The sequence below is a fragment of the Sphingopyxis sp. USTB-05 genome, assembly GCF_023822045.1.
Lineage (GTDB): Bacteria > Pseudomonadota > Alphaproteobacteria > Sphingomonadales > Sphingomonadaceae > Sphingopyxis.
This window is the reverse complement of sequence record NZ_CP084712.1, coordinates 4,405,950-4,432,578: the sequence shown is the minus strand read 5'-3', so window position 1 is coordinate 4,432,578 and position 26,629 is coordinate 4,405,950. Positions and strand designations below refer to the sequence as shown.

Genomic DNA, 26,629 nt, shown 5'->3' with positions numbered 1-26,629 from the left:
ACGTTCCCGTCAACGCCGCGCAGCATCGCCCCATGACAGCATTCGACGACTGGCGCGCACGATCGCCATATTATGATGAAACGCATGAAGCGCTGGCGCAAAGCGTCCGCCGCTTCGTCACGCGCGAGATCGCGCCGCACATCGACCGTTGGGAGGCTGAGGGCGAATTGCCGCGCGAGTTGCACAAAAAGGCGGCCGAGGCGGGCATCCTGGGCCTGCGCTACCCCGAACAATATGGCGGGCACTCTGAGGGCTTCGACAATTTCCACGGCCTCGTGCTGAACGAGGAACTTGCCGCGGTCGGCGCGGGGGGCCTCGGCGCCTCGCTGATGACGCACGGCATCGGCCTGCCCCCGATCCTCGCACTCGGCTCCGAAGAGTTGAAGCAGCGCGTCGCGCCGCCCGTCCTCGCGGGCGAGAAGATCATCGCGCTCGGCATCACCGAAGCGGGCGGAGGCAGCGATGTCGCGAACCTAAAGACCACGGCGGCAAGGGACGGCGATGCCTACGTCGTCAACGGCGGCAAGATGTTCATCACCAGCGGTATGCGCGCCGACTGGCTGACCTGTGCCGTGCGCACCGGCGGGCCGGGCGCGGCGGGCATCTCGCTGCTGCTGATCGACATGGACGCGCCCGGCGTCGAACGGACAAGGCTCGACAAGATGGGCTGGCGCTGTAGCGACACCGCCGCGATCCATTTCAGCGATGTCCGCGTCCCCGCCGAAAATCTGATCGGCCCAGAAAATGGCGGCTTCATCGGGATCATGCGCAATTTCAACAGCGAACGGCTCGGCATGGCGATGGGCTGCTGCGCCTATGCCCGCGTTGCGATGGCCGAAGCGGCCGAATGGGCGCAGAACCGCGAGACCTTCGGCAAGCCGCTCGTCGGCCACCAATCGATCCGCATCAAGCTCGCCGACATGGAACGTCAGATCGAGGCAACCCAGGCATGGGTCGACCTCTGCGCCTGGCAGGTCAAGACCGGCAAGGACCGCCCCGCTGACTTCGCGATGCTGAAGGTGCAGGCCACGCGAATGCTGGAGGCGGTCGCGCGCGAGGCGGCGCAGGTTCTCGGCGGCGCGAGCTACATCACCGGCAGCAAGGTCGAACGCATCTACCGCGAAGTCCGCGTCAATGCCATTGGCGGCGGCAGCGAGGAAATCATGCTCGACCTCGCGGGGCGGCAGTTGTTTGGAGGGAAGAAGTGAACGAAATCACCCGAAGCTGGCCCGCTGAGGCCGAAACGCTCCTCGACGATCTCGTCGATCTTCGCCGCGCGATTCATCGTGAGCCTGAGCTGGGACTTCAGAACCCGAAGACGCTCGCGAAGATAAAGGCGGCGCTCGCCGGCTTGCCGCTCGAGTTTCGCGAGGGGCCGTCGACAACCGGGCTGATCGCGGTTCTGCGTGGGCAGGCGAACGGGCGCACGGTGCTGCTGCGCGGCGACATGGATGCGCTGCCTTTGCTGGAGGACACCGGGCTCGACTTCACATCGGAGATCGCCGGTGCAATGCATGCGTGCGGGCATGACACGCATGTCGCGATGCTCGTCGGTGCGGCAAAGCTGCTGTGCGCCGCGCGCGACCGGCTGCCCGGCACCGTGGTGTTCATGTTCCAACCGGGCGAGGAAGGCCATCACGGTGCGCGATTCATGCTCGACGACGGGATCATCGACCCGTTGCCCGACGCGGCCTTTGCGCTCCACATCATGCCGAACGCGCCGCACGGCATTTTCGCCGGGCGCGCGGGGCCCTTGCTCGCCTCGTCCGACGTCCTCTCGATCACCGTCAAGGGTGCGGGCGGCCACGCCTCGATGCCGCAGGACGCGATCGACCCGATCCCGGTCGCCTGCTCGATCGTCACCGCGATCCAGACGATGGTCACGCGCCGCATCTCGGTGTTCGACCCCGCGGTCGTCACCATCGCCAAGATCAGCGCCGGCACGACGAACAATATCATCCCCGAAACCGCCGAAATGCTTGGCACGATCCGCACACTGTCGCCCGAACGCCGCGCGATGGTCGCGCGCGAGTTGAAGCGCCTCGCCCCAGCAATCGCCGAGGCGCATGGCTGCACGGCCGAGGTGACCATCGAGGAAGGCTTCCCAGTCACCATCTGCGATGCGCGCGCGGTCGCCTTCGGCCAATCGGTGGTCGAGGAGACCTTCGGCGAGCAAGCCTGGCTGACGATGGACAATCCCGTGATGGGCGCCGAGGATTTCTCCTACGTCCTCGAAAAAGTGCCCGGCGCGATGTTCTGGCTCGGTGCGAGCGAGGCAGGCAGCGACTGGCGCCAATGCTGCGGGCTCCACAGCAACCATATGGTGCTCGACGAGAGCGTGATGGCACGCGGCGCCGCGCTGCACGCGGCGCTTGCCGAACGGTTCCTCAACGAAGGATTCAACGCATGATCAACATCGTCGGCGCGATCATCTCGGGCCTGGTCATCGGCGCGCTCGCGCGCTTCTTTTATCCGGGTGCCGTACACATGGGCTGGATCGCGACGATCCTGCTCGGCATCGGCGGCTCGCTCCTCGCCGGCCTCGCCACCTCGCGCGGCCGCGGCGACTTCCACCGCGCCGGATGTCTCGCGTCGGTGATCGGGGCGATTGTGCTGATCCTTGCTGGGCGCCTGCTCGGCGTCGGCGGCTGACGCTTATTCGATCATCGCCTCGACCGTTTCGTGCGGGTAGAGCATGAATTCGCGATAGAGCCGGTAATGCGCCGTGTCTTCGAGTTGTACAGGCTCGATCCCGAGCGGGCTGATCTGCCATAGATCCGCATCGGGTAGCGCCATCAGGATCGGCGAGTGCGTCGCCATGATGACCTGGCTGTTGTTCGCGCGCTGGATGCGTCGGAGCAGCTTGAGGAATTCGAACTGACGCGAGGGTGAGAGCGCCGATTCGGGTTCGTCGAAAATATAGATACCCTGCTGATCGGCGCGTTCCTCGAAAAAATGGAGAAAGCCTTCGCCGTGCGACCAGGACAGATAATCGGGCCGCCCGGCGTTCGAGTCAAAGGCGGCCTGATCGACGTAGCGCGCCAGCGTGAAGAAGGTTTCGGCGCGAAAAAAGAAGCCTCTGCCGACCTTGGGCAGCCACGCTGCGCGCAGGGCATCGACCAATAGGCCGCCGTCGCTGCCCGAGATGTCCGACCGCTCGACCGCCATATGGCCATAACCGCCCCCGCCCTCGCTGAAACCGGCGATCACCGCGATGGCTTCGAGCAACGTCGATTTGCCCGATCCGTTTTCGCCGACCAATATCGTGACGGGTTTCTCGAACCGGATTTCGAATGCCGGGTCGCCGAACAGCGGGATGTTGAAGGGATATTGATCTCGATCGATCGCGGGCGTGTCCGCATCCGGGGCGGGTTCGCGCATCCACACGCGCCGCAGGTAGGGCGGCGGAAGCTTCGTCCGCGACCCTTTAGCCACCGATCACGGCACCAGCACCGTATCGACCGCTTCGGGCAGCAGATCCGGATAGTCGAGCGTGTAATGCAGCCCGCGGCTTTCCTTGCGGTGGAGCGCGCTGCGCACGATCAGTTCGGCGCATTGCAGCAGGTTGCGCAGCTCGATCAGGTCGGTCGTGACGCGGAAGTGGCCGTAATAATCCTCGACCTCGTGCGTCATCATGTCGATGCGGTGGCGGGCACGTTCGAGGCGTTTGGTAGTGCGCACGATGCCGACATAATTCCACATGAAGCGGCGGATTTCGGTCCAATTCTGCTTGATGACGACCTCTTCGTCGGAATCGGTCACGCGGCTGGCATCCCACGGACGGATCGCGGGCGGCGTGTCGAGCTGGTCCCAGCATTGAATGATATGCTTCGCCGCCGCCTCGCCGAAGACGAAGCATTCCAGCAGCGAGTTCGACGCGAGACGATTGGCACCGTGCAGTCCGCTCTCGGTGCATTCGCCCGCCGCATAGAGCCCGGGCAGGTCGGTGCGGCCGTCGAGGTCGATCAGCACGCCGCCGCACGTATAATGCTGCGCGGGCACCACCGGGATCGGCTGCTTTGTCATGTCGATGCCCAGCGTCAGCAGCTTTTCATAGATGTTCGGGAAATGCCCCGCGACGAAATCGGGATCGAGATGACTGATGTCAAGGTGGACATAGTCGAGCCCCGAGCGCTTGATCTGGTCGTCGTTAGCGCGCGCGACGACGTCGCGCGGGGCGAGTTCGGCGCGTGCGTCATAGTCGGGCATATAGCGGTGACCGGTAACGGGGTGCTTCAATATGCCCCCCTCGCCGCGGACGGCCTCGGTAATCAGGAAATTCTTGACGTCGAGATTGTAGAGGCAGGTCGGGTGGAACTGCATCATCTCCATGTTCGAGACGCGGCAGCCCGCGCGCCAGGCCATCGCGATGCCGTCACCGGTCGCGCCTCTGGGCGCGGTCGAGAACTGGTACACGCGCCCGGCGCCGCCGCTGGCGAGGATCGTCGCGCGGCCGACATGCGCGTGAACCTTGCCGCTCTTTTCATCGAGCGCATAGACGCCCCACACACGGCCTGATCCCGAGTAACGTTCCTCATGCCGCCCAGTGATGAGGTCGATGCACGCCTGTCCTGGTAGCAAAGTGATGTTCGGATGCGCTTCAGCCGTCTTGAGCAGAGCGGCCTGCACCGCCCAGCCGGTCGCGTCGTCGACATGGACGATACGGCGGTGCGAATGACCGCCCTCGCGCGTCAGGTGCAGCGCTTCGGCGTCCTTGTTGAACGGCACCCCCATCTCGACAAGCCGTTCGATCGCGTGCGGTGCATTCTCGACGACAAACTCGACCGTCTCTCGCCGGTTGAGGCCGCCGCCCGCGATCATCGTATCCTCGATATGATTTTCGAACGTATCGCCGGCGTCGAGCACAGCGGCGATCCCGCCCTGCGCCCACGCGGTCGACCCGCCGGTGAGTTCGCCTTTCGCCAGCACAAGCACGCGGCAATGGTCGGCGAGCGCGATCGCAGCGGTCAGACCTGCCGCCCCCGATCCCACGATGATGACGTCGTATTCACTCATGGCGCCTCTGTTGCACAGCAAGGCGCCGCATGACAGGGGGATCGAAGACACCGGCCAAGGGAATTTGTCGACGTGCTCAAATCTGAACTTGCCCGGCGCGCCCTGCTGGCCGGGATTGCGGGGCTTCCGCTCGCGGCCTGTGCGCATCGCATCGACACGGGCGCTGCGGGCCGGCTTGGTGTCGCGACGTTCAACATATGGCACGATGCCGGCGGCCAGTGGCCGAAACGGCTATCGCTGCTGACGGCTGCGCTGCGCGGCGCCGACGCCGATATCATCGCGCTCGAGGAGGTGCTTGAGGATACAGCCAAGGGCCTGCCCAACCAGGCGGCAACGATCGCGCGCGATCTCGGCTATGCGGAAGTCCATTTCGTCTCGCCCGATCCCGAAAGCGCGCCAAGGCGTTTCGGCAATGCCATCCTGACGCGGCTTCCGGTGATCGAGGTCGCGCGGCGCAAGCTCGAGCCCCTATCCGATTATCGCACCGCGATCCGCGTGCGGGTGCGGACCGGCGGCGGGCCGGTCGATGTCGTCGCAACGCATCTCGCCTGGCAGCCCGAGGCGGCCGCCGTCCGGGCCGAACAGGTCGCCGACCTCCTCGCCTGGCTGCCGCAGGACGGCACCCCGCTCGTCGTGATGGGCGACTTCAACGCGCCGCTGGACGATCCCGGCCTTGCAGCGCTGGGTCCACCACGCTTCGCCTCCGCGCTCGCGCCGGGCGCGGCGCCTACCACGCTGAACCCGGCCCGAGGCCATGCGCCGCGCGTGATCGATCATATCTTCGCTGAATCAGCGCATTTCGTCATCGCCGCCGCGAAAATCATCGGTAGCGAGGCCGTGGACGGCGAATATCCGTCGGACCATTTCGGAGTTGCGGCGCAACTGACGCACCGCTGAGGCTCAGGCTGCGCTGCGCGTCAGGTTAAGGAACACATCCTCCAGGTCGGCCTCGCGCGTCGACACGTCGACGATGCCATGCCCCATCGCATTGACCGCGGCTAGAACCTCTCCCGCGTTCATCCGGTCCTTGTTGTAGCTGATCGCAAGGCCGCGTGTCCCATCGCGCTCGACCTTCTCGAACGCCGGATGCGTCGGCAGCACCGTGACATCGGCATCGAGCGTCACGACGACGATTTTTTCGCGCGCCATATCGACCAGCTCGCGCGTCGGCTTGTTCGCGATCAGCTTGCCATGGTTGATGATCGCGATCCGATCGCAAAGCTCCTCGGCTTCCTCCAGATAGTGCGTCGTGAGCACGACAGTAACGCCGCGGTCGTTGAGGCTCTGCACATATTCCCAAAGCTGTTGCCGAAGCTCGATATCGACCCCCGCGGTCGGTTCGTCGAGGACAATGATCGGCGGCGAATGCACCATCGCCTTGGCGACGAGCAGACGGCGCTTCATGCCCCCGGACAGCGTGCGGGCATAGGCGTCGCGCTTGTCCGACAGATGGACCGCCGCGAGCAGTTCGTCCGAAATACGCTTGTCCTTTGGTACGCCGTAAAGCCCCGCCTGATTCTCCAGCGTCTCATATGGCGTGAAAAAGGGGTCGAAGACGATTTCCTGCGGCACGATGCCGATCGAATATTTGGCGTTGCGCGGGTCGGCGTCGATATCGAAGCCCCAGATGCTCGCATGGCCGCTCGTCTTGTTGACCAGCCCAGCGAGGATATTGATCAACGTCGACTTGCCCGCGCCGTTCGGGCCGAGCAGGCCGAAGATCTGGCCACGCGGCACGTCGAAACTGACATTGTCGAGCGCCTGCTTGCCGCCGGCATAAAGTTTGGAGACGGCGTCGATGCGGATGGCGGCTTCACTCATGCCCGCCTCCATAGCCGCGCACCCGGATGTGCGAAAGCCTGCTAATTTTTCCTCTGCGCCGCGTTAACGCTAAATTGGAAACTCGCCGCTAGAGCGACATCTGTGAGGACCAGCCACATCATTTGCCCGCTGCTGATGCAGCGCGGCCTAGCCATCTTTGCGCTCCTGATCGCGCCCACTGCCGCTTCGCCGGCGCTGGCGCAGAACAGCGCGCAAGGAGAAGCCGAAGCCATCGTGCTTCGCCCACTCAGCTTCTTCAAGGTCAACGACCTCGATTTCGGCAGCATCATCGCGTCGGGAACGTCGGGAACCGTGCGACTTGCGCCCGACGGCACACGCACCCGGACCGGCGGCGTGACGCTCGCAGGGAACGGCGGCGAGCCCGCGCGCTTCGCGGGGCTCGGAACCCCGAACCGTCAGGTCAACATCTCGCTCGGATCGAACACTATCTGGATCACCGGCCCGGGAGTGCGGATGCGCGTGCGCGACTTCGAGATCGGCAGCACGCCGACGGCGATCCTTTCGACCACGCCGACGCGCTTCAGCATCGCCAGCGCGCTCGGCAATTACAACTTCCCGGTCGGCGGGACGCTCGAAGTCGGCGCCAACCAGGTACCCGGGGACTACAGCGGCACATTCACGATCACCTTGAACTATCTTTAGCCTTTCCTGTGGGGGGAAGACGGCACCGGGGGACCACTTGCGCCCGGATGGGCGCATGCGCCGGTGCCGTCACGGCCCTCCCCTCATGCGCGGACCCGATTGCCGAGCCCTTGCGGCCTTGCTATGGGCGCGGTCGATGACCCAGCCCGCACCCGAAACCATTCGCACGCCCAAGACCCGCATCGCCTGCGACGGCACCGGCGACGGCCTCGCCAATGCGGCGCTCGGCCACCCCCGCGTATGGCTTGAAATCGACACCGACGAAGGCTTCGCCGATTGCGGCTATTGCGATCGCCGCTTCATTCTCATCGGCGGGATCGCCGATAAAGGTTAGGCGCTGGCGGAATCGCCGATCAGAGCAGAATTTCCGCGGCCGGAAGTAAACGCTCGATTCACCAACCCCATGCATCGATGATGAAGGTCCCACTGGCATAAGATGTGCCAGACAGGAGCAGAATCTGTGGGGATTCGAGGGACCAGAAACTGTCGGGGAGCGACTCGCGCCCTGACGATCGCCGCGACAGCGGCGAGCGCGGCGCTGTGCTTACCCGCGCAAGCAGCCGATATGCCCGGGACCGCCAACGCGGCGGTCGTTCGGCCGAATACGCTGATCAAGACCGACGATCTCGATTTCGGTACGCTGATCAGCGGCGCAACGGGCGGCACGGTGACGATCAACCCAATCACCAATGCGCGCACGACCGGCGGCGGCGTCACCCCCGTCGGCTCGGCCGCGCAACGCGCGGTGTTTCAGGGCACCGGCGGCATCTTGCTCATCACCGTGTCGGGTAGCACCACGGTCACCCTAACGCGTGCCGGCGGCGGCGCGGCACCAATGACCGCAAGCCTTGTCCGCGCCGCGAGCACCAGCGGCGGCGGCATCGCGCTGCTTGGCGGGACATTGCTGCCGAGCGGGGTGCAAACCTATTATATCGGCGGAACACTCACCCTCCCGGCGAACCAGCCCGAGGGCGACTACAGCGGCACCTTTACGCTCACCGTCAATTATCTCTGAGGAATCTTTGCGGTCGGCGGGCGCCGCGCCTATATCGCTTCCATGACAAGCCCGACCGATCCCCGCCGCTTCCTCTATCGCGCCGACGCGCTCGACCCCGATCTGGCGCAAAAGCTGGCGCGCGAAGCGCTGGCAAAGGCCGACGACGGCGAACTTTATCTGCAATATCGCGCGACGGAGAGCTTCGGCTTCGACGACGGCCGGCTCAAGACTGCCGACTATTCGACCGACGCCGGCTTTGGCCTCCGCGCCGTGTCGGGTGAGATGACCGGCTTTGCGCATGCAAGCGATATCAGCGCGGGCGCGATCCGCCGCGCTGCCGAAACGCTCGCGCTGCTCGATCCGTCGAACCAAGCCCATGCCGCGCCCCCGCCACGCACCAACCGTCACCTCTATGACGAGGCGAACCCGCTCGACCTCATCCCCTTCGCAAAGAAGGTCGCGCTTTGTCAGGAAATCGATGCCGCCGCGCGCGCGCGCGATCCGCGCATCGTCCAGGTTTCGGTCGCACTCGCGGGCAGTTGGTCGGTGGTCGAGATCGTCCGCGCCGACGGCTTCCTCGCGACCGATATCCGCCCGCTGGTCCGCCTCAACGTCTCAATCGTGGTCGAGGAGAATGGGCGGCGCGAAAGCGGCTATTTCGGCCTCGGCGGCCGCTACATGTACGATCATCTGTTCGAACCCGCGCAGTGGAACCGTGCGATCGACGAAGCGCTTAATCAGGCGCTCGTCAATTTGCGCGCTGTCGATGCGCCCGCGGGCGAATTCACCGTGCTGCTCGGCCCCGGCTGGCCCGGCGTGCTGTTGCATGAAGCCGTCGGCCATGGGCTCGAAGGCGATTTCAACCGCAAGGGCACGAGCGCCTTTTCGGGCCGGATCGGTGAACGCGTCGCCGCGTCCGGCGTCACGGTGGTCGACGATGGCGCGATGGAAAGCCCGATCGGGGGCGGCCGCCGTGGCTCGCTCAGCATCGACGACGAAGGCACTCCGACAGGCGAGACGATCCTGATCGAGGACGGCATCTTGAAGGGCTATATGCAGGACCGCCTCAACGCGCGCCTGATGGGCGTCGAGCCGACCGGCAACGGCCGCCGAGAAAGTTTTGCGCACGCGCCGATGCCGCGGATGACCAACACGTTCATGCGCGGGGGCAATGACGACCCTGCCGAACTGCTGAGCCGCGTCAAGAATGGCATTTTCGCAAAAAGCTTTGGCGGCGGACAAGTCGATATCGTGTCGGGCAAGTTCGTTTTCAGCTGCACCGAGGCGTATAAGATCGAGAATGGCAAGCTGGGCGACTCGATCAAGGGCGCGACCCTGATCGGCGACGGGCCGAGCGTGCTGACCAAAGTCACGGGGATCGGCAACGACATGGCCATCGACGAAGGTATCGGCATCTGCGGCAAGGGCGGCCAGAGCGTCCCCGCCGGGGTCGGCCAGCCGACCTTGCTGGTGAGCGGGCTGACCGTCGGCGGCACGGCTTAAATCCACAAGTAATTCGTCATTGCGAGCGTAGCGAAACAATCCAGAGCAGTTTACGCGGGCGCTGGATTGCTTCGCTACGATCGCAATGACGAAGGCCTGTGACCCTGCTCACTTGGCGTTCGCCCCTCGCGCGCATATAGCTCTCCCCAACAAAAGAAGAATCGGGTCGCATCATCCGCGGGGGCACTCCCTGCAACAGGGAGGATAATATGCGTTCGAGTCTGCGTTTCGTTTCCGTGGCCGCCGTGGCCGCGATTCTCGCCGCCGTTCCCGGCTCGGCGCAAAAGACCACCGGCCCCAAAGAGCGTTACGAGATGGACGTCGCCACGATGTCGGGCTTTGCTGCGATGGCGGGCGGCAAGGGCGGCCTCGGCGGCGCGATGGGGATGATGTTCGGGGGCGATCCGTCGAGCAAGGTCGCGCACCAGCTTCTCCTCCGCCTCGGCTCGAACGACGCAGCCACCGCGCCGCCGCCGAAGGGCGATCATTTCTTCCAGCCGCAGGCCAAGATGGGCAAATCGGTCCCCCTGTTCTGGGAGGAAGGAAAGGAAGAAACCGGCACGACGCCGTTCGAACGCCCGAAAGGTCGCCTGCTCCTCTATTGGGGCTGCGGCGCGAAAGCGGGCCCCGGCCAGCCGGTCGTGATCGATTTCGCCAAGGTCGCCGCGGGACAGGTCCCGCCGAACCTCTTCTCGAGCGCGGTGCCGGTCATCCGCGAAGTGAGCAAGGCGAACAGCCGTTCCTATATCGACTGGCCGAACAAGAAGGGCGGCCGGCAGCCCGGATCGGACTCGTCGCTGCTCGGCGCGCACCGTGTCGCAAGCAATATTGGGCCCGACATCAACTTTACGCTGGCGCAGGACTATATGCAGGGGCTTAGCGCCTCGACCGCGATCCAGGGCGATCAGTCGGTGATGGTGCGCTGGAATTCGGTGCCCGGTGCCACCGGCTATGTTGCCTGGACGATCGGCGGGATGGGCAATGGCGGCGGCAAGAACGACCTTGGCGATATCGTCTGGTGGACGAGCAGCGCGTCGAAGGAGTTCGGCGGCGGGCTCTGGGACTGGCTTCCTCCGTCGGTCGTCGCGAACCTGATCACCAAGAAGATCGTGATGCCGCCATCGCAGACGAGCTGCCAGATCCCCGCCGAGGTCAAAAAGGCATCGGGCGAGATGCTGCTCGGCAATTTGAACGCCTTTGGTCCCGAGGCGAATTTCTCCTATCCGCCCAAGCCCGCGGGCAATGCGGTGTGGAATATCGACTGGACCGCGAAAGTCCGCTTCCGCTCGCACACGATGCTGCTGGTCGGCGCCGATTTCGGCGGCATGGGAGGCGCGTCGACCGGTGGCAGCACCCCGGCCGAGCCGGCGAAAAAGAAGAAGTGCAAGGGTCCGCTTGGCATCCCCCTCCCCGACGGGGCGTGCTGAATCGGCGGTGAGTCAGCCCCTGTTCACCCGCGTGCGCCTATGGCGGCCGCGGGTAGGGTATGATGAAGACAGGAGTCGAACCATGCGTCACCTCATCCCGACGCTTTTTGTCGCCGCAGCGCTCGCCGCTGTGCCCGCCACCGCGCGCGAAAAGCTCGCGCCCGAGGACCAGCTCGCCAAGCTGCTCGAAGGGCGCGTCGCCGGCAAACCGCAAAATTGCATCCCGCTTTCCACGACGCAAAGCTCGCAGATCATCGACAAGACGGCGATCGTCTATCGGGTCGGCAGCACGCTGTGGGTAAACCGGCCCAAAGGTGGAGCCGAATCGCTCGACGACGACGATATCCTCGTCCTCAAAACGTCGGGAAGCCAGCTGTGCAGCATCGATACGCTCGAACTGCACGACCGCACGAGCCATATGTACAGCGGCTTCGTGTCGCTCGGTGAATTCGTTCCCTATCGGCGCGCCAAGGGCGAATAGCGGGCGCTGACCTTGTGTTGTCATCCCGGCTTTCGCCGGGATGACAATGCGCTATGGTTCGCGAATGACCGATAATCTGCAAGACGTCCGCGACAATATGCCGCCTCCCGCCGACTGGCCCCGCCAACTCCTCGCATTCTGGTTTGACGACCATGGCATGGACGATTGGTATGGCGGCGGTGCCGATTTCGACGATGCCGTGCGAAATCTGGCGGAAGGGTGGCACGACGCGCTCCGTTCGCAGCCTGCCGAGACCTTCCTGACCGACCCCGACACTGCGCTTGCGGCGACGATCCTGTTCGATCAGGTCCCACGCAACATCTATCGGGGCCACGCCGACGCCTTCGCGACCGACGATCTCGCGCGCGCGATCGCGCGCGGCATTGTCGAACGCGGCTGGCACGAAAACCTGCCGGACGAACGGCGCCAATTCGCCTGTCTTCCCTTCCAGCACAGCGAAAATATGGACGACCAGCGCGAATCGCTGCGCCTGTTCGCGCAGTTCGACGACCCGATGTTCCAGGATTATGCGCAAAAGCATTTCGATGTGGTCGACCGGTTTGGCCGCTTCCCGCACCGCAACGAAGCGCTTGGCCGCGCGACCCGGCCCGACGAGGACGCGGCGATAGAAGAGGGCAGAAATTGGTGATAGGCACCGCGCGATACGGAGAAAAGCCATGGCCGAATTCACCGATACGCTGACCGACAAGCATATCGCCTTTATCGAAAGGCAGCCGGTCTATTTCACCGCGACCGCCGCCGCCGATGCGCGGATAAACCTGTCGCCCAAGGGCTATGCGGATAGCTTCCGTGTCCTTTCGAACGCCCAGGTCGCCTACCTCGACCTCGGCGGATCGGGTAACGAAACGCACGCGCATCTCGCCGCCGACGGGCGCATCACGATCATGTTCTGCGCCTTCGACCGCACCGCATTGATCCTGCGCATCTATGGCCGCGGGCGTCCCGTGCTGCCGCAGGATGCCGAATGGGACGCGCTCGCCGCGAACTTCAACCTGATACCCGGCACGCGCCAGATCTTCGTGATCGACGTCGAAAGCGTCCAGACGAGTTGTGGCTGGGGGGTGCCGATGATGGAATTGCAGCACGAGCGCGACACGCTGCAGAAATATCATCGCCAGGCCGACCGCGACCTGTGGGTCGAAAAGTTCAAGGGCCGGACGAAAAGCATCGACGGCCTGCCGACGCGTCCGACCGACCGCTTCATTACGGGCGAAGCCTGATGCCATTGGTCGAGCTGGTGCGTCTTCCCAATGGGGCCGAGGCCGAGTTGCTGCGCGGCCGATTGGAAAGCGCGGGCGTACATGCCGTGTGCTTCGACGCCGGCATGAACATCGCCGAAAGCGTCGGATTTCTGATCCCCGTGCGCGTGATGGTGCTCGACGAGGACCTCGCCGAAGCGCAGGCGCTGATCGCAGAATTCGAGGCCGGTTAGCAACCCAACCCCACCTCCGTTCGTCCTAAGCTTGTCGAAGGACCGTTTTTCCTTGAATGAAAGAAGGACAGTGCTTCGACAAGCTCAGCACGAACGGAAGATAGGCCAGTTCAAATCTCACCCATGATCAAGGTCGCCAGTTACAATATGCGCAAGGGCATCGGGCTCGACCGGCGCCGCGACCCCGGGAGGGTGCTTTCGGTGCTGCGCGAAGTCGACGCCGATATCGTCGCGCTGCAGGAGGCCGACCGCCGCTTTGGCACACGGGCGAGCGCCATCCCGCCGCATATGTTCGAAGAACATAGCGACTATGTCCCCGTCGACCTGCTCAGCGGGCGACCCTATGCGATCGGCTGGCACGGCAATGCGTTACTCGTGCGCAAGGGCGCCGAGGTCGAGGAAAGCCACGCGCTCCACCTGCCGACGCTCGAACCGCGCGGCGCCGTCGCGGCGACGGTGCGCATCGGCAACACACGGCTCCGCGTCGTCGGCATGCACCTCGATATTTCGGGGCTACGCCGCCGCCAGCAGGCGCGCGCGATCCTCCATCATGTCGCCGAGGGCGAGGAACTGCCGACGATCCTGATGGGCGACTGCAACGAATGGCGCGCGACCGGCGGCTGCCTTACCGATTTTGGGGTACAACATCGGCTGGTCGACACCGGCCACAGTTTCCACAGCCGCCGTCCGGTCGCCAAGCTCGACCGCATCTTCGCGACCCCCGACCTCGAAGCGGTCGACGCCGGGGTTCACCGCAGCGCCCTTGCCGCACGCGCATCGGACCATCTGCCGATCTGGGCCCGGTTCAAGGCAGCCGAATAGAAACCGTCGTCCCGCGAAGGCGACCGTCATTGCCCAAATATTAGGCAGTCGACTGCTTCGGCTGCCCAGTGAACGAACGATTGTTCGCGTCGCCGCTTCAAAACCGTCACAAAATGTTAACTTTCGCGCGCCCCGCGCAATCTGGCACGGCTGTTGCACCGCAACATGGTGCCATTAGCAAAAGGGGGCGTCATGAAGCTGATCCTGGCCATCATCAAACCATTCAAGCTCGACGAAGTACGCGAGGCGCTCACCGGTCTCGGCATTGCCGGCATGACCGTAACCGAGGTCAAGGGCTTCGGCCGGCAAAAGGGGCAGACCGAAATCTACCGCGGCGCCGAATATGCCACCAACATGGTGCCGAAAGTGAAGATCGAGCTCGTCTGCGACGATGCGCTCGCACCGCGCGTGGTCGAAACACTGCAGCAAAGCGCCGGCACCGGTTCGATCGGCGACGGCAAGATTTTCGTCCTCGACGTGGGTCAGGCCGTGCGCATCCGCACTGGCGAGACCGGCGAGGCGGCACTGTAATGACGAAGGGGGAAACTATGACGTTCGCAAATAAATTTGCGGCGAGCGCCGGGGCCGTCGGCCTCTCGCTTTTCGCCGCGCTGCCCGCCTGGGCGCAGGAAGCCGCCGCGGCGGCACCCGAGCCGGTAGTCGATAAGGGCGATACCGCCTGGATGATGACCTCAACCGTCCTCGTGCTGCTGATGATCCTGCCGGGCCTCGCGCTCTTCTACGGGGGTCTCACGCGTACCAAGAACATGCTGTCGACGATGACGCAGATCGGCGCCGCCGCCTGCCTCGCGATGATCATCTGGGTCATCTACGGCTACGGCCTCGCCTTCGGACCAGAAGGCAATGCCTTCATCGCCTGGGGCAAATTCTTCCTCGTCGGCGTGACGCCCGACAGCCTCGCCGACACATTCAGCGACGGCTTCAAGCTGCCCGAATATGTCTTCATCAGCTTCCAGATGACCTTTGCCGCGATCACCCTCGCGCTGGTTCTGGGGTCGGTGGTCGAGCGCATGAAGTTCGCCGCGGTGATGGTGTTCGGCGCAATCTGGCTGACGATCGTCTATTTCCCGATCGCGCACATGGTTTGGGCGGCTGGCGGCCTCTTCTTCGAAATGGGCGCGCTTGACTTCGCCGGCGGCACCGTGGTGCACATCAATGCGGGCGTCTCGGCGCTCGTCGCCGCGCTGATCCTCGGCAAGCGCATCGGCTATCAGAAGGAAATCATGGCGCCGCACTCGCTGACCCTCACGATGGTCGGCACTGGCATGCTCTGGGTGGGCTGGTTCGGCTTCAACGCCGGCTCGGCGCTCGAAGCCAATGGTTCGGCCGCGCTTGCGATGATCAACACCTTCGTTGCCACCGCATCGGCCGCCCTGTTCTGGATGCTCGCCGAAAAGCTTGCGGGCCACAAACCTTCGGCACTGGGCTTCTGCTCGGGCATTATCGCCGGCCTCGTCGCAGTGACCCCCGCCGCGGGCAATTCGGGGCCCTTCGGCGCCATCGTCCTTGGTGCGGTCGCCTCGCTGATCTGCTTCTATGCGGTGACGGTGCTCAAGCCCAAGCTCGGCTACGACGACTCGCTCGACGCCTTCGGCATCCACGGCATCGGTGGCATTGTCGGCGCGATTGGCACCGGCATCGTCTATGCTCCCAGCCTCGGCGGCCCTGGCGGCGACGATTTCGCGATCGGGCCGCAGCTCGTGACACAGATCTCTGCGGTCGCCGCAACGATTGTCTGGGCCAGCATCGGCACCGTGATCGCCATCTATGTCGCAAAGCTCCTCACCGGCCTCCGGGTCTCGGAAGAGGTCGAACGTGAAGGCCTCGATCTCGGCGAACATGGGGAGCGCGCCTACAACTATTGATCCAAGAGACAGGATACCCGTCGCCGTTCGCTCTCTCTCCTTTCAAACGGCGGCGACGGGATCCTACTGAGGTTCCTCCTGCGAACCACTGGCCGGGGCTTGTCCCCGGCCTTTTTTGCAATTGTGGCCGAAGGCCACGGGCCCGGGGCTTGCTTGAGGCCCATTTCTACTGTGGCCTGGATGCAACAGCGCGCGACGATTTTTCCGGCCCGCCCGTTTCATGCAACCTTGGCGCCGCCCGCGCACTCCTCTGCCGGACCAGTCAAAGAGCTGGCTTTCAGGAGGAGAATAAGGATGCTTGCACGTTCACAGATGCTGGCGGGCCTTTCGTTGCTTGCACTTGCGACAACGGCCCCCGCCGCGGCGCAGGACGCGCCCAAAGACAGCTACGACGGCAACGAGATTATCGTCACCGCGACAAAGCGCGACGCGAGCCTTCAGGACGTTCCCTTTTCGATCAACGCGCAAACCGAGCGGGCGATCGAGCGCGCGAATGCGAGCACGGTCGAGGATCTGTCGCGCAACGTCGCCGGCCTGACCGTCCAGAATCTCGGGCCGGGCCAGAGCCAGGTATCCGTGCGCGGCGTGTCGGCCGGCCAGATCGCGCGCGACCAACCGGGCGTGAAGGAACAGGTCGGCGTCTATCTCGACGAATCGGTCGTCTCGCTGTCGCTCTTCACCCCCGATCTCGACCTGTTCGACCTCAATCGTGTCGAGACGCTGCGCGGGCCGCAGGGCACGCTGTTCGGTTCGGGGTCGGTCGGCGGGACGCTCCGCTACATCACCAACCAGCCGAATACAGACCGCGTCGAGGGCAAGGTCGAAGGCAATGTGAACCTCGTCGACGGCGATGATTTCGGCGGTCACCTCAAGGGCGCGATCAACCTGCCGATAAGCGAAAACGTCGCGGTTCGTGCGGTCGGTTACTACACACGCTACGGTGGATTCATCAACGCGCTGCGCGAAGGCGGCGGCGTCAGCGAGGACGTCAACAGCGGCGAACGCTATGGCGGACGCATCGCAATCCGGCTCGAACCCACCGAGAATTTCTCGATTACGCCGCGCTTCCTCTATCAGAAGGTCACGACCGACGGCTTCAACCGTCAGGAAGTCTACAACCTCTACGCCAATCAATTCACGACGACGCGGCCGCAGGTCGCCTTCAAGGAACGCGAGCAATATCTGCTGCTCGACGAAGCTTTCAAGGACGAAGTCAAGCTTGCCGACCTGACGATGAACTTCGCGGGCGACGTCGTCGGCGTCACCTCCGTCACGACCTACACCGACCGCGACATCCTCGTCAGCCGCGATGCGAGCGCGCTGACCGGCAGCGTATCGTCCGACCTCGGCTTTCCCGACGCCGGCATCCTGTTGCCGTCGAACCTTGTCGACACGACGGGGGTCAAGCAGTTCACGCAAGAGATACGCTTGAATTCGACCGGCACCGGTCCGTTCCAATGGTTGATCGGCGGCTATTATGCCAACGTCAAACGCGACTATACCCAGCGCTTGCCGACGCCAGGTTACGACGCCTTCACCAACCAGTTTTTCATCAATGCCTGTAACGCCGACCCTGATGATTGCGGGCCCGGAGGCGTACCACTCACCGCCGCCGATATCGCCAACGGTTTCGGTCCCGATTCTCCATATAACGCAGACATTCCCTATGACCTGTCGCAGATCGCGATCTTCGGCGAAGTCAGCTACGACTTCACCGATCGGCTAACCGCAACTGTCGGTGGACGCTATTATGCCTTCGACGAAAGTCGGCGGTTCGTGTCGGGCGGACTTTTCCCCAATGGCGACAATGCGCGCGACAAGACTTCGTCAAGCGGCTTCTCGCCGCGCCTGCTGCTGAGTTACGACGTCGCCGACGGCATTACGCTCAACGCGCAGGCGTCGAAGGGCTTCCGCCTCGGCGGGGTCAACGATCCGCTCAACCTGCCGCTATGCGACGGCGGCAATGCCGGGGGACCCGATGCCGAAACCTTCGGCGGGCGGCCGCGCTACGACGACGAGACGCTGTGGAATTATGAGGGTGGGGTGAAGGCACAGTTCGGTGGCATCACCTTCAACGCGGCGGGATTTTACACCAAGATCAACAATCTGCAGGTCACCGCCGACGCCGGCAGTTGCTCGTCGCGCATCGTGTTCAACGCCGACGCGCACACGATGGGGCTTGAATTCGAACTCACCGCCAGCCCCGTCGCCGGGCTCGATCTGGGATTGTCGGGCAGTTATGTCGAGGCCGAGTTCGATTCGACGCTCACCCGCCCGAACGGGACGGTGATCGAGGGAATCCGCAACGGTAACCGCCTGCCATCGGTACCGAAGTTCCAGATGGCGGCGAACGCGACCTACAGCTTCCCGCTCGACGCATCGTCGGACACCAATGCCTTCGTCACCGCATCCTTCCAACATGTCGGCAGCCGATTCACGCAGCCCGGCGACCAGGAAAATAATCCGCGGACGTTCGAACATGGCTTCACTTTCGGCGGCGCGCCGATCGGCTCGACCACGACACTCGACCTCAAGCTTCCCGACTATCAGCTCGTCAATATCGGCGCCGGAATCGAGTTTCCCAATGAGCTCGAAATCTCGGTCTATGTGAACAATCTGCTCGACGAAAATGCGCTGCTCGCCTTCGATCGCGAGCGCGGCGGGCGCGCGCGCCTTGGCTTTGCGACGAACCAGCCACGCACATTCGGCGTCACGGTTCGCAAGGGCTTCTGAGGGGGAGAAATGGGCCGGGCGCAAACGCGGCCCGGCCCATTTTTAGGCGCTGAAATGTTGCACAAAATTTGCGCAGCATTGCCGCAATTTTAGTCTTTCCAACATGACATTAATATGGCATTCATTGCGTCAACAGTTTCAGGAGGGGAGAGCCTGAAAGGCTGGGCCGGGACGAAAGTCCCGGCCCTCTTTTTTTGTGCGCAGCACGAGTCCAACGTAAAATCGGCAGTTTTCAGCGGCTTGTGCGCGTGTAGCGCAGCATGGCAAAGACGCGCCAGCTTCCGTCATCCTGCAAAATCGAATCGCTGACGACGAGTCTGCCGCCCTCTTCAAGGACATAGGTCGACCGGCCGATCTCGACGTCGGCGCTGCCCCAATGCGTCCACCATTTCGTCGCATTCACTCCGCCGACAAGGGCGCGCGTGCGGCCATAGCTATCGGTCCATTTTCCGCGCACGCGCCCCTTCGCGTCGAGGGCGTAACCCGCCTCAGCCGAATAGGCGACCGGCGGCGCTCCCCCGATAATGAGGCGATAGGCGAGCGTCGTCATCCCACCTTCGCCCGCCGTAATATCGAGCGTCGCGGTCGCGGGCTTGCCGAAAGCCTCGCCCTCGCCGGACCAGCGCCCGTGCCAGCCGGCAAGCGACGGAGCCTGGGTGGCGGGCGGGGCCGGCGCAACCAGCGCCGCGACCGCCCACCAAAAGCCTGTCACGCCGCGCTCTCGGACTGCGAGAACATAAAGGCGTTGCCGTCGGGATCGTAGAAGGTGATGAGCTTCACCAGCCCCGGGATATGCTGGATATCACCGTCCTGCCGTACACCCTCTGCATCGAGATGGGCCTTCGCCTCGTCGATGTCGGCAACTTCGAACACATTGGTTGCGCCGCCACCCTGAACGACGCTCTCCACTTGGCTGAGCCCGATATTCACCCCCGCCATCGGTGTCTTCATTTCGCACCAGCCGATCTCGTCCGCACGATAGAGCAGTTCGCACTGCATCACCCGTTCGTACCAGGCGATCGCCGCGGTCATATCCCTGACACCCATCGAACAGGTGAGTTCGGATCCGATCTGAAGCGCCATGCCGTGTCTCCCTTTTCGCAAGACGACCAGCGCGAGCGAGAATCGCCCGGCCCATATCGCTTGCACCTATAGTCCGGTTTGTATAGTTAGTTGCAAATGCGGTCAACCACACCCGACCCACTGCTTGCGCAACTCGGCAGCCATCGCTGGCTCGTGCCGTTGCTCGCCGATCTTGCGGCGCATAAAGGGGCGCGGTTCGTTGAGCTGATCCATCGTCTGGGGCTGTCGCGCGACAGTCTCACGCGCACGCTGGAGGCCGCACAGGCGACCGGATGGGTCCAGCGCAACCCCGGCCACGGCCACCCGCTGCGGCCCGAATATATCCTGACCGAAGCGGGCGCTGCCGCCGCCACGCGCGCTGCAACGATCGCCGACGCACAGCAGGCAATCGGCCTGCCCCCCGGCGCCGCGACGCGCTGGGGCCTGCCGCTCGTCGCCGGGATCGGCGCGGGCCACGACCGCTTCAACGCGCTCGCGCGCCTGCTGGTCCCCGCGACGCCGCGTGCGTTGTCGCAGGGACTGACCGCGCTCGGCAAACACGGGCTGGTGACGCGCGAAATCGTCGACATGCGCCCGCCGGCAAGCCGCTATGATTTGACGGGGAGCGGGCGGTTGCTGGCCGAAGCATGCCTCTAACCCTCGTCATTGCGAGCGCAGCGAAGCAATCCAGAGCGGTTTGCGCGACCCTGGATTGCTTCGCTTCGCTCGCAATGACGAGTTCTTAGTTCAGCGCCGCCTTCACGAAATCGGCTGCGCGTTCGCCGATCATGATGCTCGGCGCATTGGTGTTCCCCGAAACGAGCCGCGGCATGATGCTCGCATCGGCGACCCACAGCCCGTCGACGCCGTTGAACTTCAACGTCGGATCGACCACCGCAGCCGCGTCATTCCCCATCCGGCACGTACCGACGGGGTGATAGACGGTATCGGCGCGAGCGCGGATCAGCGCGTCGAGCGCGGCATCATCCTCCAGATTCACGGGATGCCGGTCGATCCCGGCATAGTCCGCCAGCGGCGGCGCCGCCGCGATGCGGTGCATCATCCGAACGCCCGCACGCAGGGTCGCCATGTCGCGCTCGTCAGTCAGGAAACCCGGGTCGATTGCGGGCGCAGCCGCGGCATCGCCCGATGCGAGCCGAACCGACCCGCGACTCTCGGGCCGGAGCACGCAGGCATGGCACGAAAAACCGTGCCCCTTCACCTTCGTCCGCCCGTGATCCTCAAGCATCGCGGGGACGAAATGATATTGGATGTCGGGCGCGGGCAGGTCGGGGCGCGATTTCCAGAAACCGCCTGCCTCGGCGAAACAGGTCGTCATGATCCCGCTGCGCTTTGTCCGATGCTCAAAGATTGCCTTCACCATTCGCCAGGTGCCGCCAAGGCTGTCGCCGAACGGCTCGGTCGAGCGCGTCTCCCAGCTCGACACATAATCGATATGGTCCTGCAGGTTTTCGCCGACGCCGGCGCGATCGAGGGTGACGTCGATCCCCTTGTCCTTCAGGTGTGCGCCGGGCCCGATCCCCGACAGCATCAATATCTGCGGGCTGTTGAAGGCGCCTGCCGACAGAATCACCCCGCCGCGCGCGCGCAGCGTTTCGCGTTTCGAACCGCGACGGATCACGACCCCTGTCGCGCGGCCGTTTTCGACGATAATCTTTTCGACCAGCGCGCCGGTCCGCACCGCAAAATTCCCATGTTCGCGCAGCGGCTCGACATAAGCGCGCGCGGCCGACCATCGTTCGCCGCCCTTCTGCGTTACTTGATAGAGACCGAAGCCCTCTTGTTGCGCGCCGTTGAAATCGGCGGTGCGCGGCAGCTGCAGCGCCGCCGCGCTCTCTATGAAGCGCTTGCTTGTCACATTGGGCCAGCGCTGGTCCATGACGTTCAGCGGGCCGCCCGCGCCGTGAAACTCGTCGTCGCCACGCTCATTGCCCTCGCTGCGCTTGAAGAAGGGCAGCACGTCGGCATAGCTCCATCCGGTCGCGCCCAGCGCGGCCCACTGGTCATAGTCGAAAGCATGGCCGCGGATATAAACCATCGCGTTGATCGCGCTCGATCCGCCGAGCCCGCGCCCGCGCGGCTGATAGCCGATGCGGCCACCCAGGCCCGGCTGCGGCACCGTGTCGTATCGATAGTTCGACGATTTCGGGATGAAGGGCATGAATCCCGGTGTCTTGACCCGCACATTATCATTGCGACCGCCCGCCTCGACCAGACAGACAGTGCGTAAGCCATCCTCTGCAAGCCGCCCCGCCGCCGCACTCCCCGCGCTTCCGCCGCCGATAACGATAATGTCGAACTGATCCATGCTTGCGACTCTCCCTCGCGCCGCCCGCTGGCGGTCACCTCGAGTGCTTACATGAATGTCATTAAAGGGCGAAGCAAGCTACCAGATGGGCCAGTTCTACTCCGCCGGCTCTTCCACCGGCCGGCCCGCGGCCCAGCGCTCCTTGATCATCGCGCTCGTCTGCCGGCTGCCGTCGTGGCTCCAGCCGGGCTCGCGCCACATATAATCAAGCTTGTGTTGCCACGGCGCGTGCCACACGTCCTTCGCAATCCCCACCCATTCATGCACGGCGGCCCAGAGGATGTTGAAGCTGCCGAGCTGCTTGACGATGCCGTAACGGACCGGCTCGTCGTCGCGTTCGGCGACGAAGCTGCCGAACATCTTGTCCCAGATGATGAAGACACCCGCATAGTTCGCATCGAGATAGCGGGGGTTCACGCCATGATGGACACGGTGATGCGACGGGGTGTTCATCACCGCCTCGAACCATTTGGGCAGCCGCTTGATCGCCTCGGTATGAATCCAGAACTGGTAGATCAGGTTCAGCCCTGCGCAGAAAAAGACCATCGCGGGCGGAAAGCCGATCAGGAACAACGGCAGGCGGAACAGGAAGGTCAGGCTGAAAAAGCCCGTCCATGTCTGCCGCAGCGCGGTCGAGAGGTTATAGTGCTGCGAGCTATGGTGAATGACGTGGCTCGCCCAGAACCAGCGCACGCGATGCGCGCTCCTGTGAAAGGCGTAATAAGCGAGGTCGTCGAGAAAGAAGCAGAGGATCCACGCCCACCACCAGCTTTTGAACTCGATACCGATATCGAACAGGCGAAACTGATAGACCCACACCGACATGCCGATCACCGCAGCGCCGACGAGGGCACCCGCAACCTGGCTGACGGTCCCCAGCATCAGCGAGGTCAGCGTATCGCGCGCCTCATACCTGCTCTTGTCGGCACGCAGCGAGATCAGCATCTCGGCGATCAGCAGCAGGATGAAGGCGGGCACCGCATAGACGACGGGATCCGGCAATTTATCCACGGCTGAACTCGCGCATCCGGCTGGCCCACATCCCCGCTTCCTTCCCCAATTGCAGCGTCACCGCGCCGAATGTCTTCTCCGGCGTCGTCAGTGTCAGGAAATCCTTGTCCAGCCGCCCGATCACGCTGGCATCGACCGGCCGCGCGGCGAAAAAATTGCCGTGCGCGCGCACCAGCATCATCCGCCCCTCGGCATTGCGCACGATCGCGGCAAAGCCCGCGCGATCGCGCGCAACTTCTGTTCCGCGAAACCCCGCTTCGGCCTCTTCGGCAAGGCGGATCGCATGGTCGGCATCTTCGATCCGCGGATCGGCGCCGAGCCCTATTTTCCTGACCAGCCAGGCAACGAAAAGCACGGCGGCGAGCGATGCGCCAAGCTGGATCAACTCAGCCTGATTCATTTTTCGCCTGCAAGTGCGTCGAGCATCGGCCGCAACGCCGTCAGGTCATAACCCGCCTTCGCCGCGGTCTCGACGATGCCGTCGACATCGTCGCCGGCGCGCGCGCGCGTCAGCGCCCACAAATGCGTCGAACGCGTGCCCGACCGGCAATAGGCGAGGATCGGCCCCGTCGCATCGGTCAGCAATTTGTCGAGCACGTCGATCTGCGCATGGCTGAAGCCCGCATGGCCAATCGGGATCGCCGCATAGGCGAGCCCCTCGGCTGCGGCGGCGTGCGCAATCTCGTCACCCTGCGGCGCCGACGGCTCCTCGCCGTCGGGGCGGTTGTTGATCAGCATTGCGAAGCCTGCGGCCTTGGCCTCGGCCACATCCTCGATGCTGATTTGGGGGGCGACGCTGAAGTCGGCGGACAGGGTTCGAAAATCGCTCATGCCAGCGATCTACTCCCGCCGCCCGCTTGCTGACAAGCATGAAGGTGGAGCATGAAGTTGCGTTGTCGCTTTCCTTGCCTCGCGCATTGCCTATGGTCACGACCATGAACAAACATTTCGAATGGGCCTTCGGCTATTGCGCGGCTCGTGGATACGTAGAGCCGGTTGCCGCCACTCTTCCCTCGGCGCTGTGGTTCGATGCCGGCAAGCCCGACCAGACCGGCCGCTTCATCCTCGGGAATGCGTCGGGCAAAGCCGCAGCCGCAGCCTTCGCCGCGGTGGACGCGCCGCACATCTATGTCGACATCGCGGCCCCGCGTGACGCGATCCTGCCGCACGTTCCGCCGCACTGGCAGCCGCGCGATCCGATGTGGCTGATGGCGGCCGGAACCGAAATACCCGCAGAGCGGCCCACGCCTGATTTCATGATTGAGGTCGATGAAGGCGCTCACCGTCTCGAGGCGGTGGCGCGGCACACCGACGGCTCGCTCGCCGCGCGCGGCGTCCTCGGCATCCACGGCGCCACCGCCGTCTATGACCAGATCGTCACCGAGCCGCAGTTCGCCCGCCGCGGGCTCGGCTCGGCAATCATGGCGGAACTAGGCCGCCTTGCCGCGCGCCGGGGCATCGCCGAAAGCCTGCTGGTCGCCACCGCAGACGGCAAGGCGCTTTACGAGCGGCTCGGCTGGACGCTACGCAGCGACATCGTTTCAGTGATTTCGCCGCCCGCCTGACCGATGCTCGCCGGTCCGGTCCGGCATCAATATTGCCGGATCACGTTCAGAAACGCGTCGCCCCACGCCTCGAGCTTCTTGCCGCCCACGCCCGGGATGTCGGCGAGCGCGCTCCGCGTCGCAGGACGTTCGCTCGCCATCGCGCGCAGCACAGCGTCGTGGAAGATGACATAGGGCGGGACGCCCGCCTCGGCGGCGAGCTCGCGCCGCGTGGCTCGAAGCGCGTCGAACAGGGGATCCCCGACAGGATTAGGCGTCGCGCTTGCACCGCCGCGCGACGCCCGCTGCGTCCGCTTTACCGGCGGTTCGGCCATCAGCACCGCGGTCTCGCCCTTCATCATCGCGCGCGCCGCGGGGCCAAGCATCAGCCCGCCATGCTCGGTCGTATCGAGCGCCTCGCGCGCCATCAGGCTGCGCACCAGTGGCTTGATCAGCCGCGCCTCCTCGCCCGCGACGATCCCGAACACCGATAATTTGTCGTGTCCCCGGCTCGCGATCCGCTCGTCGCTGCGTCCGGTCAGCACCGCCTCGATATGCCCCGCGCCAAAGCTTTGCCCGGTACGATAGACGGCGCTCAACAATTTCTGCGCGAGCACCGTCGCATCGACCTGGCGCCCGGGCTCGATGCAATTGTCGCAATTGCCGCAGCGTTCGGGCGGGTTCTCGCCGAAATGCCGCAGCAGCAGCGCGCGGCGGCATTCGACCGTCTCGACCAGCGCCGCGAGCGCATTCAATCGCACTCGCTCGCCCGCAACGCGTACCTCAGGCAACTCAGAAAGCCGCATGCGCGCGCGCGCGAAATCGTCGGCGCCCCATAGCATCATCGCCTCGGCAGGGTCGCCGTCGCGCCCCGCGCGGCCGGTTTCCTGATAATAGCTTTCGATCGATTTCGGCAGGCCGGCGTGCGCGACGAAGCGGACGTCAGGCTTGTCGATCCCCATGCCAAAGGCGACCGTCGCGGTGACGATACCATCCTCCGACGCGACGAAATCATGCTGCACCTGCGCGCGCCGTTCGGGGTCGAGCCCCGCGTGATAAGCGGCGACACTGCGGCCCGTCGCCGCCGCGATCTGTTCGGCAAGCCGCTCGGTACCATTGCGCGTCGGGGCGTAAACGATCCCCGGCCCCGGATTGGCAGCGATGAAATCGACGAGCTGTTTCGCCGGGCTGATCCGCGGGCGAACCGCATAACGGATATTCGGCCGATCGAAGCCCGCGAGGATCAGCCCGTCGGCCGGAATCCCGAGCTGGACGAGAATATCCTCGCGCGTGTGCTTGTCTGCCGTCGCGGTGAGCGCAAGCCGCGGCACCGCGGGAAAGGCATCGAGCAGCGGGCGCAGCAAGCGGTAATCGGGGCGGAAATCATGCCCCCATTCGGAAACGCAATGCGCCTCGTCGATCGCGAACAGCGCCGGCGTCTGCGCTTCGAGAAGGGTGCGAAACCCTTCGCCCGTCGCGCGCTCTGGCGCGACGTACAAGAGGTCGAGCTGTCCGTCGCGATATGCCTGCCGCGTATCGGCCCAGTCGGCATCGACGCTGGTAAGGCTCGCCGCGCGGATCCCCGCCGCACGCGCGCCGCGCAATTGATCATGCATCAGCGCGATCAGCGGCGACACGACAACGACGCAACCATTCAGCGCGACTGCGGGAAGCTGATAGGTCAACGACTTTCCCGCCCCGGTCGGCATCACCGCGAGCGTGCGCGCGCCCGCCATCACGCGATCGACAACCTCGCCCTGACGCCCGCGAAAGGCATCGAAACCGAATGTGGATTTGAGAAGCGGGAGGAGAGCGCCGGCGGACATTAAGTTGGCGATAGGAAGTTTGGACGATCGGGGGAAGCCCCGGACTCATCTATTG

Annotated in this window: 29 protein-coding genes; 19 read left to right on the top strand and 10 right to left on the bottom strand. The window is 64.4% G+C overall.

Going from position 1 to position 26,629, the window contains the following annotated elements:
* Nucleotides 1-32 precede the first annotated feature (32 nt).
* Genes KEC45_RS20615 through KEC45_RS20605 form a run of 3 tightly spaced genes read left to right on the top strand, consistent with a single transcriptional unit; the run spans nucleotide 33 to nucleotide 2,652 of the window.
* Nucleotides 33-1,208 carry an acyl-CoA dehydrogenase family protein gene (locus tag KEC45_RS20615; RefSeq protein ID WP_252171272.1) on the top strand — a complete coding sequence of 392 codons (1,176 nt, stop codon included), beginning with the start codon at nucleotides 33-35 and terminating at the stop codon, nucleotides 1,206-1,208.
* Nucleotides 1,205-2,410: a M20 family metallopeptidase gene (locus KEC45_RS20610; protein ID WP_252171271.1), complete on the top strand. Its 1,206-nt coding sequence runs from the start codon at nucleotides 1,205-1,207 to the stop codon at nucleotides 2,408-2,410. The genes KEC45_RS20615 and KEC45_RS20610 overlap by 4 nt, the downstream gene beginning before the upstream one ends.
* Nucleotides 2,407-2,652: a GlsB/YeaQ/YmgE family stress response membrane protein gene (locus KEC45_RS20605; RefSeq protein ID WP_062185781.1), complete on the top strand. Its 246-nt coding sequence runs from the start codon at nucleotides 2,407-2,409 to the stop codon at nucleotides 2,650-2,652. Before KEC45_RS20610 ends, KEC45_RS20605 begins: the two co-directional genes overlap by 4 nt.
* A gap of 3 nt (nucleotides 2,653-2,655) precedes the next feature.
* Here KEC45_RS20605 and KEC45_RS20600 read toward each other — a convergent pair whose 3' ends face one another.
* Both KEC45_RS20600 and nadB read right to left on the bottom strand, forming a co-directional pair.
* Nucleotides 2,656-3,381, bottom strand: coding sequence for an AAA family ATPase (locus KEC45_RS20600; RefSeq protein ID WP_062185783.1), 726 nt, complete (start codon nucleotides 3,379-3,381; stop codon nucleotides 2,656-2,658).
* A 57-nt stretch (nucleotides 3,382-3,438) separates the two neighbouring features.
* Nucleotides 3,439-5,016, bottom strand: coding sequence for an L-aspartate oxidase (gene nadB / locus KEC45_RS20595; protein ID WP_062185784.1), 1,578 nt, complete (start codon nucleotides 5,014-5,016; stop codon nucleotides 3,439-3,441).
* Between the two features lie 72 nt (nucleotides 5,017-5,088).
* Here nadB and KEC45_RS20590 point away from each other — a divergent pair, with 72 nt between their 5' ends.
* Nucleotides 5,089-5,913: an endonuclease/exonuclease/phosphatase family protein gene (locus tag KEC45_RS20590; RefSeq protein ID WP_062185786.1), complete on the top strand. Its 825-nt coding sequence runs from the start codon at nucleotides 5,089-5,091 to the stop codon at nucleotides 5,911-5,913.
* 3 nt (nucleotides 5,914-5,916) lie between these two features.
* Here the strand turns inward: KEC45_RS20590 and KEC45_RS20585 are convergent, their stop codons facing one another.
* Nucleotides 5,917-6,837: an ABC transporter ATP-binding protein gene (locus tag KEC45_RS20585; protein WP_062186974.1), complete on the bottom strand. Its 921-nt coding sequence runs from the start codon at nucleotides 6,835-6,837 to the stop codon at nucleotides 5,917-5,919.
* Nucleotides 6,838-6,939: 102 nt separating this feature from the next.
* On the opposite strand from KEC45_RS20585, the gene KEC45_RS20580 reads away from it, so the two are divergent.
* The 13 genes from KEC45_RS20580 (at nucleotide 6,940) to KEC45_RS20520 (ending at nucleotide 18,802) form a co-directional block, all read left to right on the top strand.
* The gene (locus KEC45_RS20580) at nucleotides 6,940-7,500 is read left to right on the top strand and encodes a DUF4402 domain-containing protein (RefSeq protein ID WP_238586777.1); all 561 of its coding nucleotides are present in this window, start codon (nucleotides 6,940-6,942) and stop codon (nucleotides 7,498-7,500) included.
* A 136-nt stretch (nucleotides 7,501-7,636) separates the two neighbouring features.
* Nucleotides 7,637-7,834 (top strand): zinc-finger domain-containing protein, encoded by a 198-nt coding sequence (locus KEC45_RS20575; RefSeq protein WP_062185790.1) that lies wholly within the window; start codon nucleotides 7,637-7,639, stop codon nucleotides 7,832-7,834.
* A 231-nt stretch (nucleotides 7,835-8,065) separates the two neighbouring features.
* Entirely contained in the window at nucleotides 8,066-8,515 is a 450-nt protein-coding gene (locus KEC45_RS20570) for a DUF4402 domain-containing protein (RefSeq protein ID WP_062185792.1), read from the top strand.
* A 42-nt stretch (nucleotides 8,516-8,557) separates the two neighbouring features.
* A complete protein-coding gene (tldD, locus tag KEC45_RS20565) occupies nucleotides 8,558-10,000 on the top strand; it encodes a metalloprotease TldD (RefSeq protein WP_062185794.1) in 1,443 nt (480 codons plus the stop codon).
* Between the two features lie 209 nt (nucleotides 10,001-10,209).
* Nucleotides 10,210-11,427: a hypothetical protein gene (locus KEC45_RS20560; protein WP_062185796.1), complete on the top strand. Its 1,218-nt coding sequence runs from the start codon at nucleotides 10,210-10,212 to the stop codon at nucleotides 11,425-11,427.
* An 82-nt stretch (nucleotides 11,428-11,509) separates the two neighbouring features.
* Nucleotides 11,510-11,908: a hypothetical protein gene (locus tag KEC45_RS20555; RefSeq protein WP_062185799.1), complete on the top strand. Its 399-nt coding sequence runs from the start codon at nucleotides 11,510-11,512 to the stop codon at nucleotides 11,906-11,908.
* A gap of 64 nt (nucleotides 11,909-11,972) precedes the next feature.
* The gene (locus KEC45_RS20550; protein ID WP_062185800.1) at nucleotides 11,973-12,557 is read left to right on the top strand and encodes a DUF924 family protein; all 585 of its coding nucleotides are present in this window, start codon (nucleotides 11,973-11,975) and stop codon (nucleotides 12,555-12,557) included.
* Nucleotides 12,558-12,585: 28 nt separating this feature from the next.
* On the top strand, nucleotides 12,586-13,149 hold the full coding sequence (locus KEC45_RS20545; RefSeq protein WP_062185802.1) for a pyridoxamine 5'-phosphate oxidase family protein: 564 nt from the start codon (nucleotides 12,586-12,588) through the stop codon (nucleotides 13,147-13,149).
* A complete protein-coding gene (locus KEC45_RS20540) occupies nucleotides 13,149-13,361 on the top strand; it encodes a DUF2007 domain-containing protein (RefSeq protein WP_062185804.1) in 213 nt (70 codons plus the stop codon). The genes KEC45_RS20545 and KEC45_RS20540 overlap by 1 nt, the downstream gene beginning before the upstream one ends.
* 123 nt (nucleotides 13,362-13,484) lie before the next feature.
* Nucleotides 13,485-14,183, top strand: coding sequence for an endonuclease/exonuclease/phosphatase family protein (locus tag KEC45_RS20535; protein ID WP_062185806.1), 699 nt, complete (start codon nucleotides 13,485-13,487; stop codon nucleotides 14,181-14,183).
* A 192-nt stretch (nucleotides 14,184-14,375) separates the two neighbouring features.
* Complete coding sequence (locus KEC45_RS20530) at nucleotides 14,376-14,714, top strand: P-II family nitrogen regulator (RefSeq protein ID WP_003043080.1); 339 nt, start codon at nucleotides 14,376-14,378, stop codon at nucleotides 14,712-14,714.
* Between the two features lie 17 nt (nucleotides 14,715-14,731).
* Nucleotides 14,732-16,069, top strand: coding sequence for an ammonium transporter (locus KEC45_RS20525; RefSeq protein ID WP_062186977.1), 1,338 nt, complete (start codon nucleotides 14,732-14,734; stop codon nucleotides 16,067-16,069).
* Between the two features lie 294 nt (nucleotides 16,070-16,363).
* Entirely contained in the window at nucleotides 16,364-18,802 is a 2,439-nt protein-coding gene (locus KEC45_RS20520; protein ID WP_062185808.1) for a TonB-dependent receptor, read from the top strand.
* A gap of 232 nt (nucleotides 18,803-19,034) precedes the next feature.
* On the opposite strand, the gene KEC45_RS20515 is transcribed toward KEC45_RS20520, so the two are convergent.
* Together KEC45_RS20515 and KEC45_RS20510 are read right to left on the bottom strand one after the other, a co-directional pair.
* Nucleotides 19,035-19,514, bottom strand: a complete 480-nt coding sequence (locus KEC45_RS20515; protein WP_062185810.1) for a hypothetical protein — start codon at nucleotides 19,512-19,514, stop codon at nucleotides 19,035-19,037.
* The gene (locus KEC45_RS20510; RefSeq protein WP_062185812.1) at nucleotides 19,511-19,885 is read right to left on the bottom strand and encodes a VOC family protein; all 375 of its coding nucleotides are present in this window, start codon (nucleotides 19,883-19,885) and stop codon (nucleotides 19,511-19,513) included. The genes KEC45_RS20515 and KEC45_RS20510 overlap by 4 nt, the downstream gene beginning before the upstream one ends.
* A gap of 96 nt (nucleotides 19,886-19,981) precedes the next feature.
* Between KEC45_RS20510 and KEC45_RS20505 the strand changes: the two genes are divergently transcribed.
* Complete coding sequence (locus KEC45_RS20505; protein ID WP_062185814.1) at nucleotides 19,982-20,521, top strand: winged helix-turn-helix transcriptional regulator; 540 nt, start codon at nucleotides 19,982-19,984, stop codon at nucleotides 20,519-20,521.
* 85 nt (nucleotides 20,522-20,606) lie between these two features.
* On the opposite strand, the gene KEC45_RS20500 is transcribed toward KEC45_RS20505, so the two are convergent.
* The 4 genes from KEC45_RS20500 to KEC45_RS20485 all read right to left on the bottom strand — a co-directional run bounded on the left by KEC45_RS20500 (nucleotide 20,607) and on the right by KEC45_RS20485 (nucleotide 24,035).
* The gene (locus KEC45_RS20500; protein ID WP_062185816.1) at nucleotides 20,607-22,193 is read right to left on the bottom strand and encodes a GMC family oxidoreductase; all 1,587 of its coding nucleotides are present in this window, start codon (nucleotides 22,191-22,193) and stop codon (nucleotides 20,607-20,609) included.
* Between the two features lie 96 nt (nucleotides 22,194-22,289).
* Nucleotides 22,290-23,204 carry a sterol desaturase family protein gene (locus tag KEC45_RS20495; protein WP_083435992.1) on the bottom strand — a complete coding sequence of 305 codons (915 nt, stop codon included), beginning with the start codon at nucleotides 23,202-23,204 and terminating at the stop codon, nucleotides 22,290-22,292.
* A complete protein-coding gene (locus tag KEC45_RS20490; RefSeq protein WP_062185820.1) occupies nucleotides 23,197-23,604 on the bottom strand; it encodes a hypothetical protein in 408 nt (135 codons plus the stop codon). The genes KEC45_RS20495 and KEC45_RS20490 overlap by 8 nt, the downstream gene beginning before the upstream one ends.
* Nucleotides 23,601-24,035, bottom strand: a complete 435-nt coding sequence (locus KEC45_RS20485; protein ID WP_062185822.1) for a TIGR01244 family sulfur transferase — start codon at nucleotides 24,033-24,035, stop codon at nucleotides 23,601-23,603. Before KEC45_RS20485 ends, KEC45_RS20490 begins: the two co-directional genes overlap by 4 nt.
* A gap of 104 nt (nucleotides 24,036-24,139) precedes the next feature.
* Here KEC45_RS20485 and KEC45_RS20480 point away from each other — a divergent pair, with 104 nt between their 5' ends.
* Nucleotides 24,140-24,769, top strand: coding sequence for a GNAT family N-acetyltransferase (locus KEC45_RS20480; protein WP_252171270.1), 630 nt, complete (start codon nucleotides 24,140-24,142; stop codon nucleotides 24,767-24,769).
* 26 nt (nucleotides 24,770-24,795) lie between these two features.
* Here the strand turns inward: KEC45_RS20480 and recQ are convergent, their stop codons facing one another.
* Nucleotides 24,796-26,574, bottom strand: a complete 1,779-nt coding sequence (recQ, locus tag KEC45_RS20475; protein WP_062185827.1) for a DNA helicase RecQ — start codon at nucleotides 26,572-26,574, stop codon at nucleotides 24,796-24,798.
* Nucleotides 26,575-26,629: the final 55 nt, after the last annotated feature.